This window comes from Chryseobacterium sp. UF-81 (assembly GCF_058245105.1).
The window spans coordinates 1-14,188 of the sequence record NZ_JBSIBX010000014.1 but is presented as its reverse complement, the minus strand read 5'-3'; the positions used below and the strand labels follow the sequence as shown (position 1 = coordinate 14,188).

Sequence of the window (14,188 nt, the reverse complement as noted above, 5' to 3'; positions counted from 1 at the left end):
TAATAGATTAATAATTAAAATACACGTATGAAAAAAACACATTTCTTAGTTTCGATGCTGTCTTTAGTACTTTTAAGTTCCTGTCGGAGCAGTGATGAAAACGATAATGAAAGCCTTCAGAAAGAAGAAGTTCATGCTAAAACCGTAAATGTTACCAACCATGACGGGCGGCCCTTCAGTACAGGAAGCGGATCTGTAGCCGGAAAGTTTGTATCCGGTCCCGGAGGCGGGGTCCTGATGCAGGGGTTTTACTGGGATGTTCCCGAGGGTGGAAATTGGTGGAACACTGTGAAAGACAAGCTTACAGGCTGGTCCGACTCCGGAATTAGTGCAGTATGGCTTCCACCCGCTTCAAAAGCTCAGAATGGAGCTTATTCTATGGGATATGATCCTACAGATTACTATGATTTCGGAAATTTTAACCAGAACGGAAGTGTAGAAACCCGTTTTGGCTCCCGGACCGAGCTGGAAGCATTGATCACAAAAGCCCATGCAGAAAATATGCAGGTGTATGCAGATATTGTCATCAATCATAACAGTGGCGGCCAGTCTCAGGCCAATCCTTTCACCGGAACGAATACCTGGACAGATTTTTCAGGAGTGGCTTCCGGAAAATTTCAGCGAAGCTATAATGACTTCTACAAAAATTCTTACGGGAATAATGATGAAGGTGCTTTCGGAGGATTTCCGGACCTGTGCCATGCCAATCCTTATGTACAGGACTGGCTCTGGGGAAGAGATGATTCTGTAGGGAAATATTATAAGAATGTCATGAAATTTGACGGATGGAGATTTGATTATGTCAAAGGCTTCGGCCCTTGGGTGGTCAATAACTGGAATTCCAACGTAGGTGGATTTTCCGTTGGCGAGCTGTGGGATTCCAACGTAAATACCCTGGAATGGTGGGCCAATAACGCGAACAGCTCTGTATTTGATTTTGCGGCCTACTATAAAATGGATGAAGCTTTTGACAACGGGAATTTAAATGTTCTGAATGATGACATGATGTGGAAAAGAAACCCATATAAAGCAGTGACTTTCGTAGCCAATCATGATACCGACATCATTAACAACAAAATGCCAGCCTACGCCTATATCCTTACTCACGAGGGGTATCCTACCATTTTTTACCGTGACTACGAAGAATGGTTAAACAAAGAAAGGCTGAACAATTTGATCTGGATTCACAATAATAAAGCTACGGGAACCACTTCCATACTCTATACGGATAATGATGAATATATTGCAAGACGTAATGGCTATAACGGGAATCCCGGTCTGGTCGTTTATATCAATAATTCATCAAGCTGGCAGGAAAGATGGATAGAGACCAACTGGAGCAGTAAGCAGATAAAAGATTTTACAGGTAATTCTGGCTGGTATCCAACCACGCAGGGAGATAAATGGGTAAAAGTTCAGGCTCCGCCAAACAGTTACTCAATCTGGTCATTGAACCAATAAAAATTTAAGAAGAGCAAGGATGAATTCATCTTTGCTTTTTTTATTATTTAAAGTACTGATCAAGAGAAATGAGCTTTAGTCTGCAATTCAGAATTTAAGTTATATTTCAATAAATTTCTTTTTTTGCTCACCATCCGGAAGAAAACATTTCTGGTTGGCCAGTTTTATCCTGTTTCTTGAGATAAGGTCATATATAGGATCACTTAAAGATACAGGAATTACTTTTCCTGTGGCCAACAGCTTGTAAATACCACCCAATACAGCAGCAATCTGAAGTACCGCACGTGACTTGATGAAGTAATACTGTCCCGGTTTCCAAAGGTAAAGGGTATTGAATGCTTTAGTTTCAAGACCTCTTTCAGACAGAAATTTCTGTCCAAAATCAGACTGCAGGGATGCAAACATAAATCTGTCATTTTTATCCCGTTCAAGGACCCATTGCACCCAAAAATTACAGAAGCCGCAGTCGCCGTCAAAAAATACGATATGCTTATCTTCCCATTTCTCCTTCATGACTTTGATTTTTTAAAATAGCATCTTCCTTTCGGTATCTTCTTTTACTTGTTTGAAATACTTTACCAGCTCCTTACGTTGTTCAGCTGTTAATTTGGCATCCTGATGGCCTACATAATAGGATTCCAGTGGCATTTCCTCTTTTTCTGTCATTTCTATGCATTCTTTCAGTTTATGAGCCTGCCTCTTAGGTTCATATACTGCAAAAGTAGAGAAATTAAGATGCTTTCTGCCTTCTTCTATATGATTTTTAACAAACCATGAAGCTGGTGAAATGCTGGCGTACCACGGATATTCAGTTTCATTGGAATGGCAGTCATAGCAGGAAGTTCTGATGATCTTTGCAATAGGTTCCGGCGTGTTTTTAATCTTAAGGAAATCCATTCCCGGCGTTGGAGCCGGATTGGTCCTGTCGATCGGAAAAAACTGTATAATAATAAATGCAACAAGCAGAACAACCAGGATTTTTTTCATATCAATTATATTCTTGAACTATAAAAATAATCAAAATTTATTAAATCGAACGAATTGATTATCAAAACATAAATACTCATTTGAATCATTCTAAATATGGCAGCCTGGTCTTGCTTTTTATATACCTGTTCCTGAATTTTTATTAACTTAATTGCATTATTACCTCTTTTAAGATCCTGTAGGCAACAATGATGTAAAATTCAATTTATTATAGTTTTTAACTATTGTTTAAATAAAAATTAATAGATTGTATTTATCGGTTAAGCTTTGTAAGTTTGTGTTTATAAAAATAGAAATTGTATATCAACATAAAAATAAACGACAATGGAAAAAGATTTGAATGACATTAGTAAATGTCCGTTCCACAACGGAACAATGAAAAAAGAAGCTGTGGCCGGCGGCGGAACCAAGAATCTTGACTGGTGGCCCGATCAGCTTAGGGTAGACATCCTGCGCCAGCACTCATCTCTTTCAGATCCTATGGATAAAGATTTTGACTATGTGGAAGCATTCAAAAGCCTTGATCTTGAAGCTGTAAAAAGAGATCTCCATGCATTAATGACAGATTCTCAGGACTGGTGGCCTGCCGATTTCGGGCATTATGGTCCCCTGTTTATCCGTATGGCATGGCACAGTGCCGGTACTTACCGTGTTGGTGACGGAAGAGGAGGAGCAGGTTCAGGACAGCAGCGCTTTGCCCCTCTGAACAGCTGGCCTGATAATGTGAGCTTAGATAAAGCCAGAAGACTACTTTGGCCTATCAAGCAAAAATATGGAAATAAGATCTCATGGGCAGACCTTTTGATCCTTACAGGAAACATCGCTCTGGAATCTATGGGCTTTAAAACGTTCGGTTTTGCAGGAGGGCGTGAAGATGTTTGGGAACCGGACATGGATGTGTATTGGGGTACAGAAAAAACATGGCTTGGAGGTGATCTGCGTTATGCTCACGGTTCTGAAGGCGTAGTAGAAGGAAGGGGAGTACTTCCAACTGATGATGATGCAGACGGAGATATTCACTCCAGAAACCTCGAAAAACCTCTTGCTGCCGTACAGATGGGACTTATTTATGTAAATCCTGAAGGTCCGGACGGAAATCCTGATCCTATTGCAGCTGCCAAAGATATCCGTGATACTTTCGGACGCATGGCAATGAATGATGAGGAAACTGTAGCTTTAATTGCCGGCGGACATACTTTTGGAAAAACGCATGGAGCGGGGCCTGCTGATAACGTTGGAAAAGAGCCGGAAGCAGCGGGAATTGAACTTCAGGGATTAGGATGGAGCAGTACTTATAAATCAGGAAAAGGGACAGATGCTATTTCCAGTGGCCTGGAAGTAACCTGGACGGAAACACCAACCGAATGGAGCAATTATTTCTTTAAAAATTTATTTGAAAATGAATGGGAACTGACGAAAAGCCCTGCCGGAGCTCACCAATGGGTCGCCAAAGACGGGGCAGAGATCATTCCTGATGCTTTTGATCCGGCAAAAAAACATAGACCTACAATGTTGACAACAGATCTTTCCTTAAGGCTGGATCCTGTGTATGCAAAGATATCAAGACATTTCTATGAAAATCCGGATGCATTTGCAGATGCCTTCTCCAGAGCATGGTTTAAGCTTACCCACAGAGATATGGGACCTAAAGCAAGATATTTGGGACCGGATGTACCTCAGGAAGAACTGATCTGGCAGGACCCAATTCCTCAGGTTGATCATGAACTGATCAATGATGCGGATATTGACCTCCTAAAAGAGAAAATATTAAATTCAGGATTAAATGTTTCAGAATTAGTATCTGTTGCATGGGCTTCCGCATCCACATTCAGAGGAAGTGATAAGCGCGGTGGTGCCAACGGAGCGAGAATCAGGCTGGCTCCTCAGAAAGATTGGGAGGTAAACAACCCTGTTCAGCTTCAGAAAGTTTTAGGGGTTTTGGAAAATATTCAAAAAGAATTCAATAACACTCAAGTTGTCAATAAAAAAGTATCATTGGCAGATGTAATTGTTCTTGCAGGAAGTGCAGGCGTTGAAAAAGCCGCAAAAGATTCAGGGCATGATATCAAAGTTCCTTTTGCACCCGGAAGAATGGATGCCTCACAGGAACAGACCGATGTAGAATCCATGAGCTATCTGGAGCCTGCAGCAGATGGATTCCGAAACTATCTGAAAAAGAAATTCAGTGTATCTACAGAATCCTTACTAATTGATAAGGCACAGCTTTTAACCCTGACGGCACCAGAGCTTACCGTACTTATAGGCGGAATGCGTGCACTGGACACGAATTTTGACGGATCAAAACATGGGGTATTTACCAGCCGTCCGGGAGTACTTACCAATGACTTTTTTGTTAATCTTCTCGACATGGGAACGCAATGGAAAGCTATTTCGGAAGATCAGGAACTGTATATGGGAACCGATCGGTCGACAGGACAGCCAAAATGGACAGCGACCCGTGCAGATCTTGTATTCGGTTCCAATTCTGAATTGAGAGCGATTGCGGAAGTGTACGCGAGTTCCGATGCCCAGAGAAAATTTGTAAATGATTTTGTTTCTGCCTGGGTTAAAGTGATGAATTCTGACAGATTTGATTTAAAGTAACTACAAACTTAACATAATATTATGAAGACAGCTGTGAAAGCTGTCTTTTTTTATAGATATTTATCTTAATTGATTTTAAAATGACAAAATATTCAAATTAATTATATATTTGTTAATAAAAAACAAATAGATATGTTAAGAAAATTATTTCCTGCCCTATTATTGGTAGGGTCTTTTAGTTTTGGTCAAGTCGGTATTAATACAGATCTTCCGAACGCAACACTGGATGTAGCTGGAAATCCGGCCGATACCTCAAAATTTGACGGGATTATCGCACCAAGAATTACAGGTGACCAACTCAATCTTAAACTTTATACACCTTTACAAACAGGAGCATTAGTATATGTAACTGCTGCAGGGGCTTTAAGTGGGCAAACTGCTGACGTAACCACCGTTGGATATTACTATTTTAACGGAGATTTGGATAAATGGGTAAAGCTGAATACCGGAATTTCCGCATCTCCATGGAATTTACAAAATACAGCCAATCCTGCCACCTCTAATGGTCAGAACATTTATCAAAATGGAAAGGTAGGGATTGGATTTACTGCTGCTGATGCTGTGTCCGACAGACAATTTGAAGTGAAAGGTGATATGAAGGCTCAATACGGAAGCGGAAGCAGCTATTTTGGTATAGATACCCATCTTCTAGGAACAACAGCCAATGGATTTTATTATGCTGATAATAGTGACCTTTCTGCTGCTACAAATACAAGTGTAGTAATGACAAGGCCGGGAATAAGCAGTTTACAATCCAATAATGGGTTAGGTGGAGGAAGCATTGCTGCTTTTTCAGAGTCTACCGGTGGATCCTTTGCCTTAGTTTCAAATAACCTGGATCAAAGTGTAAATGCTTCTATATGGGGGATAAGTAATGGAAGTATCAGTAATCTTGCCTTGAGCCATAATGGAGTTGGGACAGGATCAACAGATATTACCCTTGAAAAGCTTAAAGGAGTTACTTTTTCTTATAAAGATTCTTCCGGTACCCCACAGGGAAATTATACTTTTCCAAGAACGAGCGGGCAGGCCAGTCAGGTTTTAGCGACAGACGGGGCCGGAACGTTATCCTGGAAAGATGCTTCATCTTTAAATGCAAAAATACGGACAATGTCTTCAGGGCCTGTTGCAGCAGATGATTACACCATCCTTGTTACAGGAAATATTTCACTTCCGGCTGCAACGGCAGCCAATCAAGGAAAAGTTTATAATCTGGTCAATGATACAGCTGGAAATGTTACTGTTAATGGAAATTTTAGGATTAACGGAGGCAATTTTACCAATTATGGTTTGAATAACAGTGATTGGGGAAGAGCAATTGTAGTGCAAAGTACCGGCTCAGCCTGGGTGGTGATTTCGAGATATTAAAATCTTTATTAATCAAATGGAGCTATTCTAAAGAATTGTTTTTCGCATTAAAACACAAAAGCCTTTAAAACTATTTATTTTAAAGGCTTTTGTGTAGTTGCAGTTGATCACGTAGATTTATGAGTAATCATAAGAATACATAAATTTTATCTCAAATAGTTTTACATGTTCATATAGATACTTTAGAATTTCTGCAAAACTATTATCTAGAAATAATAGAATGTGAAGTTAAAAAATGCCCCGAAGATAGTCGAGGCGCTAAATGTTTTCACAACGGAATAATCCTTATTGTGAATTGCTTTTCAAAATTATTAAGACAAATATAAATTAAAAATTGATTAGTTGATTTACGGAAACCCATAATTTGAATAACTTTTTTCTTTCTATTTTTATATAGTTATGAAAAATAAGATAAATAATACAAGGAAGATAGCTTCAATATAAGAATTAGAAAAGGCTACTCAAAAGATGAGTAGCCAATTGTAAAAGCAATTCACAACTAACTCCGCACAATCTTAAATTTTGATCAAAATTTTAGTTTTTGTGTAGTTAGCATTTGTATAGGTTTGTTACATATCCTCGGGAGAGATGTATGTTAAGTTTGGACCTTAGCATATTCAACTCGTCAGTCGAATACTTACCTATATTTAAAACAAATATAAATAATTTTATTAAATTGGTACGGAGTTAAAAAATAAACGTTTTATTTTTATCTAAATAATTGATAGTCAATATGAAAAATATACTTGGATTAGATTTAGGAACAAATTCTATCGGTTGGGCACTGGTTCAGCAGGATTTTAAAAATAAACAAGGTAAGATTCTTGGAATGGGAAGCCGGATTATTCCTATGTCTCAGGATATTTTAGGTGAATTTGGAAAAGGCAATTCTGTTTCTCAAACAGCAGAGCGTACAGGCTATAGAGGGGTAAGGAGGCTGCGTGAAAGATTTTTATTACGCAGGGAAAGACTTCACCGGGTTTTGAATGTCTTAGGATTTTTGCCGGAACACTATTCCTCTCAGATTGATTTTGAAAAAAGATTTGGGAAATTCAAAGAAGAATCCGAACCCAAACTGGTTTATGATAGCAGTAGATTTATTTTTAAAAATTCTTTTGAAGAAATGCTGTCAGATTTCAAAAAACATCAGCCTCATCTTTTAGAAAATAATAAGAAAATTCCTTCTGACTGGACAATTTATTATCTTCGAAAAAAGGCACTTACTCAAAAAATAGAGAAAGAAGAATTGGCCTGGATTCTTTTGAACTTTAATCAGAAGCGAGGGTATTACCAATTACGTGGTGAAGAAGAGGAAGAAAATCCTAATAAATTGGTAGAATTTTATTCTTTAAAAATTGTGGATGTTTTAGCTGACGATCCTCAAAGAGGAAAACCAGACATTTGGTATTCATTGATTTTAGAGAACGGATGGATCTATAGGCGTTCGAGCAAAATCTCTTTATTTGATTGGAAAGATAAGATAAGAGATTTTATCGTAACGATTGATCTAAATGATGATGGAAGTGTTAAAACTGATAAGGAAGGAAATGAGAAAAGGAGTTTTCGTGCACCAAGTGAAAATGACTGGACGCTTGTAAAAAAGAAAACGGAACAGGAAATCGATAAATCTCATAAAACTGTCGGAGCATATATTTATGATGCCTTACTTCAAAATTCTAAGCAAAAAATTAAAGGAAAACTCGTTCGTACGATTGAAAGAAAATTTTATAAAGCTGAACTGAGACAAATCCTGGAAAAGCAAAAAGAATTTCACTTGGAATTGCAAAATACGGATTTGTATAATGACTGTATAAGAGAACTATACCGTAATAATGAAGCTCATCAAATAACATTGAGTAAAAAAGATTTTGTTCATTTATTTTTGGATGATATTATTTTTTATCAAAGACCTTTAAGAAGTCAGAAATCTTCTGTTTCCAATTGTACTCTGGAGTCCAGAAAATATAAATATAAAGATGGAGTGGAACAGATACAATATTTGAAAACGATTCCAAAATCAAATCCTTATTATCAGGAATTCCGTATTTGGCAGTGGATGTTTAATTTGAATATTTACAGTAAAACTGATGATACGAATGCAACAAACGAGTTTTTAAGTAATATAAAAGATTACGAAGCCCTGTTTGACTTTTTAAATAGCAGAAAGGAGATTGACCAAAAAGCATTGCTTAAACATTTTAAGTTAAATGAAAAAACACATCGATGGAATTATGTAGAAGACAAAAAATATCCTTGCAATGAAACCAAAATAATGATTTCGACAAGGCTCGAAAAAGTTGAAAATTGTCCGGTCAATTTCCTGACGAAGGAAATAGAACACAGTATATGGCATATGATCTATTCTGTCAAAGATAAAACAGAATACGAAAAAGCATTAAAATCATTTGCTCGTAAGAAGAACTTGGATGAAAAATCATTTTTTGAAACTTTTAAAAAATTTCCTCCTTTTAAAAGTGAATATGGTTCTTTCTCAGAAAAAGCTATCAAAAAACTCTTGCCCATGTTGCGTTTGGGGAAATATTGGAATTGGGAAAGTATTGATGGAGAATCTCAGGAAAGAATTGGAAAAATCATCACAGGCGAATTTGATGAAAATATAAAAGATAGAGTCAGGGAAAAAGCATTACATCTTACGCAAGAAAATCATTTTCAGGGTTTGCCACTATGGTTAGCGCAATATGTAGTTTATGGCCGTCATTCAGAAGCCTCTGTTTTAGGAAAATGGAATTCTGCAGATGATTTGGAAGAGTTTTTAAAAGAATTCAGACAGCACTCACTTCGTAATCCAATCGTAGAGCAGGTGATTACAGAGACTCTTCGTGTCGTGAAAGATATTTGGGTTAAATATGGGAATGGTGCAAAAGATTTCTTCAATGAGATTCATATCGAATTAGGCAGGGAAATGAAAAACACTGCAGAAGACCGTAAAAAACTGACCAATATGGTTACAGAAAACGAGAATACCAATCTCCGCATCAAAGCTTTGTTAGCCGAAATGATGAATGATAATGAGGTGGAAAATGTTCGTCCTTTTTCACCGATGCAGCAGGAAATTCTTAAGATTTATGAAGAGGGTGTTTTAAATTCTGAAATTGAAATTGAAGATGAATATTTAAAAATCAGTAAAACAGCACAGCCACCTTCTTCAGATTTAAAACGTTATAAGCTTTGGCTTGAGCAAAAGTACCGCTCGCCCTATACCGGAGAAATTATTCCATTGAATAAATTATTTACACCGGAATATGAAATTGAGCATATTATCCCCCAAAGCCGTTATTTCGATGATAGCTTTAACAATAAAATTATCTGCGAGTCTGCGGTTAATAAATTAAAAGATAACTATATCGGACTCGGTTTTATCAAACAGTTTCATGGAGCTACAGTAGAATGTGGCTTTGGAAAAACTGTGAGGGTATTTGAAGTCGAAGCTTATGAAGATTTTGTAAAGAAGCATTATGCCAAAAACCGGAGTAAAAGAACTAAGCTTCTTTTAGAGGATATTCCTGAAAAAATGATTGAACGCCAATTAAATGATACACGGCACATCAGTAAATATATTTCAGGAGTGCTTTCCCATATTGTTCGGGTAGAAGATGGAACTGATGAAGGCGTAAATTCTAAAAATATTATTCCAGGAAATGGAAAGGTCACAACACAACTGAAACAAGACTGGGGATTGAATGATATTTGGAACGAATTAATACTTCCTCGTTTTGAAAGGATGAATCAATTGACCAATTCGAATAATTTTACAGCTTGGAACGAAAACCATCAGAAGTTCTTACCTACTGTTCCTATTGAGCTTTCAAAAGGTTTCTCTAAGAAAAGAATAGACCATCGTCATCATGCCATGGATGCTTTGGTAATCGCATGTGCAACCAAAGACCATATTAACCTGCTTAATAATCAATCAGCAAAATCTGATATAAAAAGATATGATTTAAAAAGAAAGCTGATGAAGTTTGAAAAGGTAGTTTACAATCATCCTCAAACTAGCAAAAAAACAGAGAAAGAAATTCCTAAACAGTTTTTGAAACCCTGGGATAGTTTTACTGTTGATGCTAAAAATAAATTAGAGACAATAATTATCAGCTTTAAACAAAACTTACGGGTGATTAATAAAGCCACTAATTATTACGAAAAATGGGTTGAAAAAGATGGTGTTAAAACAAAAGAATTAGTAAAACAGGAGGGGGTAAATTGGGCGATACGAAAGCCGATGCATAAAGAAACTGTTTCAGGGAAAGTAGATTTATCCTGGGTTAAAGTCCCGAAAGGGAAAATATTAACTGCAACAAGAAAGAGTTTGGATGCTTCATTTGATTTGAAAACAATAAACTCAATTACAGATATGGGTATTCAGAAGATTCTAAAGAATTATTTAGAATTTAAAGGAAGCTCTGAAGTAGCATTTTCACCAGAAGGAATTGAAGATTTGAATAAGAATATTGAAAATTTTAATGACGGTAAACTACATCAGCCTATCAGTAAAGTTAGGATTTTTGAATTGGGAAGCAAATTCCCTGTGGGTCAAACAGGAAATAAAAAAGATAAATATGTGGAAGCTGCCAAAGGTACAAATCTGTTTTTTGCAGTATATACAGATGGTAAAGGAAAAAGAAGCTATGAAACCATTCCACTAAATGAAGTCATTGAAAGACAAAAACAAGGGTTGGATTCTGTTTCATTTAAGAATAAAGAAGATTTTTTACTTTCTCCGAATGATTTAGTCTATATCCCTTCGGGAGATGAGCTTGAAAATATGCATAGTATCGATTTTAAGAATTTAGTAAAAGAGAAGCAGAGGAATATTTATAAAGTAGTCAGTTTCTCAGGAAGTCAGATTTTTTTTATTAGACAAGATGTTGCCACATCTATTGCTAACAAAGCAGAATTTTCAACTTTAAATAAAATGGAACGTGCAATTGACGGATCAATGATTAAAGAGAATTGTATTAAACTGAAAATAGATCGTCTCGGTAATATCTCAAAGCATAATAAATGATCACCCGCTCAATCTATATAGGAAATCCGGCATATCTGAAACTCAAAGATGAGCAGATGAAAATTCTTTGTCCTGAAACGAAATTGGAGAAGGGAAGTGTTCCTGTAGAAGATTTAGGGTTATTGATGTTAGATCATTTTCAAATTACAATTTCACATAATCTAATTCAGAAAATGATGGGAAATAATATTGTAATAATAAGTTGTGACGCTCATCATTTACCACACGGAATAATGCTGCCGATGTATGGACATACTGAACACTCTGATAGAGTGAAAGATCAGTTACAAGCCAGCGAACCACTTAAAAAACAGCTGTGGAAACAAACTATTGAATGCAAAATTGAAAACCAGAAAGAAGTTTTGTTAAGATTAGGTAATTATTATGAACCAATGCTGGAATATCAAAAAAATGTAAAAAGTGGCGACATTACCAATATGGAAGGCATTGCTGCTCAACATTACTGGAAGTATCTTATCAATTTGGATTTTCTTAGAGAGCGTTTTGGAGATTCTCCCAATCAGTTTTTCAATTTCGGATATTCTGTTTTACGAAGTATTGTTGCCAGAGCAGTTGTAGAAACAGGATTGCTGCCTGTTTTAGGAATTTTTCATAAAAATAAATATAATCCTTATTGTCTTGCCGATGATCTGATGGAGCCTTATCGCCCCTTTGTTGATATACTGGTTATGGGTTGGCTAACAAAAAAATCAAATTCTGATGAGCTGACAAAAGAGTTTAAAGCTCACATATTGCAGATTGCAACAAAAGATGTAAAGATTGATAATAAAACTAGACCATTAATGGTAGCTGTAAAAACAACAGTTACTTCACTTTATAAATGTTATACAGGAGAAAAACGTCTGATCTCTTATCCTGAACTGATATGAATGCTGAAAGGTTTAATGCGTACCGAATTATGTGGGTTTTAGTACTATATGATCTGCCAACTGAGACCAAGGCTAATATGAAAGATGCGAACCGTTTCCGGAAAGCGCTTATTGATGATGGATTTACATTATTTCAATTCTCAATGTACGCGCGCCATTGTCCGAGTCGAGAAAATGCTGAGGTCCACATCAAAAGAGTAAAATTTATGCTTCCTAAAGCCGGAAAAGTAGCCATTATGTGTATTACAGATAAACAATTTGGTGACATTGAAATCTTTTTTGCCAGAAATAAAGAAGAGCCACCACCAACCTTCCAGCAGCTTGAATTATTCTAATTTTTAAATCCTAAATAATAAATAAACCCACTGTTATTCAGTGGGTTAAATTTTGAGGCTGTGACTAATCACTAAGATAATAATTTTTGAAAGCAATTCACAACGTATTCACATCATGGTACTGATCCATGTTCGCTGTGACTAATCACTAAGATAATAATTTTTGAAAGCAATTCACAACATAAAATTATTAAAGAATACAGCATGAAAAGCTGTGACTAATCACTAAGATAATAATTTTTGAAAGCAATTCACAACACTTCGACCAATGGAATGTCGAATCAAGATGCTGTGACTAATCACTAAGATAATAATTTTTGAAAGCAATTCACAACTTGTTTGACTATGTAAAGATACGAAAATCCGCTGTGACTAATCACTAAGATAATAATTTTTGAAAGCAATTCACAACTGGCGTGGTTTGATTGTGAAAGACAGCCTTCGCTGTGACTAATCACTAAGATAATAATTTTTGAAAGCAATTCACAACGGTAAAGATAAATATAGCCTGTTTTATCTCGCTGTGACTAATCACTAAGATAATAATTTTTGAAAGCAATTCACAACTGACGGGCGACGATGGCGGCGGCGAATTTTGCTGTGACTAATCACTAAGATAATAATTTTTGAAAGCAATTCACAACACGAAGTTATACAAGTGCCGACAAAATGGGGCTGTGACTAATCACTAAGATAATAATTTTTGAAAGCAATTCACAACTAACGGCGTGGCTACTTTCGATACGCTAGGGCTGTGACTAATCACTAAGATAATAATTTTTGAAAGCAATTCACAACAGCGGGTTAATAGACGGCGGTACGTCTTGCGCTGTGACTAATCACTAAGATAATAATTTTTGAAAGCAATTCACAACCCACTAACGCGCGTACCGCCCGAATAGTCTGCTGTGACTAATCACTAAGATAATAATTTTTGAAAGCAATTCACAACGACATCGACGAAGAATTGTATAGCGGTGTGGCTGTGACTAATCACTAAGATAATAATTTTTGAAAGCAATTCACAACTACCCCGGATTATGGCAGACGAAAAGAAACGCTGTGACTAATCACTAAGATAATAATTTTTGAAAGCAATTCACAACGGCGAACATTAAAACGAAGATTGACGCCAAGCTGTGACTAATCACTAAGATAATAATTTTTGAAAGCAATTCACAACCGTGATGTTAAAACCTGTTCAAATGTTACTGCTGTGACTAATCACTAAGATAATAATTTTTGAAAGCAATTCACAACAATGAGACGCAATAATAAAAAAGAAACCTTGCTGTGACTAATCACTAAGATAATAATTTTTGAAAGCAATTCACAACACAGAATAATATTTATCTGACACAGAATTCGCTGTGACTAATCACTAAGATAATAATTTTTGAAAGCAATTCACAACTTGGCCGGCCATCAAAGGATAGCAGCTATGGCTGTGACTAATCACTAAGATAATAATTTTTGAAAGCAATTCACAACATAGACATGAGATTACAGTACTATTC

The 14,188-nt window shown here is 36.4% G+C and carries 8 protein-coding genes and 1 CRISPR repeat array; of the genes, 6 read left to right on the top strand and 2 right to left on the bottom strand.

Annotation, left to right across the window (positions count from 1 at the left end; all coding sequences use genetic code 11):
- Positions 1-27: 27 nt before the first annotated feature.
- A complete protein-coding gene (locus AC4IFE_RS17310; protein WP_490758394.1) occupies positions 28-1,461 on the top strand; it encodes an alpha-amylase in 1,434 nt (477 codons plus the stop codon).
- 99 nt (positions 1,462-1,560) lie between these two features.
- Here the strand turns inward: AC4IFE_RS17310 and AC4IFE_RS17305 are convergent, their stop codons facing one another.
- The gene (locus tag AC4IFE_RS17305) at positions 1,561-1,974 is read right to left on the bottom strand and encodes a thiol-disulfide oxidoreductase DCC family protein (RefSeq protein ID WP_490758393.1); all 414 of its coding nucleotides are present in this window, start codon (positions 1,972-1,974) and stop codon (positions 1,561-1,563) included.
- A 12-nt stretch (positions 1,975-1,986) separates the two neighbouring features.
- The gene (locus tag AC4IFE_RS17300) at positions 1,987-2,448 is read right to left on the bottom strand and encodes a heme-binding domain-containing protein (RefSeq protein ID WP_490758392.1); all 462 of its coding nucleotides are present in this window, start codon (positions 2,446-2,448) and stop codon (positions 1,987-1,989) included.
- Between the two features lie 324 nt (positions 2,449-2,772).
- On the opposite strand from AC4IFE_RS17300, the gene katG reads away from it, so the two are divergent.
- The 5 genes from katG (at position 2,773) to cas2 (ending at position 12,671) form a co-directional block, all read left to right on the top strand.
- Positions 2,773-5,052, top strand: coding sequence for a catalase/peroxidase HPI (gene katG, locus AC4IFE_RS17295; protein WP_490758391.1), 2,280 nt, complete (start codon positions 2,773-2,775; stop codon positions 5,050-5,052).
- Positions 5,053-5,184: 132 nt separating this feature from the next.
- Positions 5,185-6,420 (top strand): phage tail-like protein, encoded by a 1,236-nt coding sequence (locus AC4IFE_RS17290; protein ID WP_490758390.1) that lies wholly within the window; start codon positions 5,185-5,187, stop codon positions 6,418-6,420.
- A 733-nt stretch (positions 6,421-7,153) separates the two neighbouring features.
- Complete coding sequence (cas9, locus tag AC4IFE_RS17285) at positions 7,154-11,446, top strand: type II CRISPR RNA-guided endonuclease Cas9 (protein ID WP_490758389.1); 4,293 nt, start codon at positions 7,154-7,156, stop codon at positions 11,444-11,446.
- The gene (cas1, locus tag AC4IFE_RS17280) at positions 11,443-12,336 is read left to right on the top strand and encodes a type II CRISPR-associated endonuclease Cas1 (RefSeq protein ID WP_490758388.1); all 894 of its coding nucleotides are present in this window, start codon (positions 11,443-11,445) and stop codon (positions 12,334-12,336) included. The genes cas9 and cas1 overlap by 4 nt, the downstream gene beginning before the upstream one ends.
- Positions 12,333-12,671, top strand: a complete 339-nt coding sequence (cas2, locus tag AC4IFE_RS17275; RefSeq protein WP_490758387.1) for a CRISPR-associated endonuclease Cas2 — start codon at positions 12,333-12,335, stop codon at positions 12,669-12,671. Before cas1 ends, cas2 begins: the two co-directional genes overlap by 4 nt.
- Positions 12,672-12,728: 57 nt before the next feature.
- A CRISPR array of direct repeats spans positions 12,729-14,162; the repeat unit is 47 nt; unit sequence GCTGTGACTAATCACTAAGATAATAATTTTTGAAAGCAATTCACAAC.
- Between the last annotated feature and the right edge of the window lie 26 nt (positions 14,163-14,188).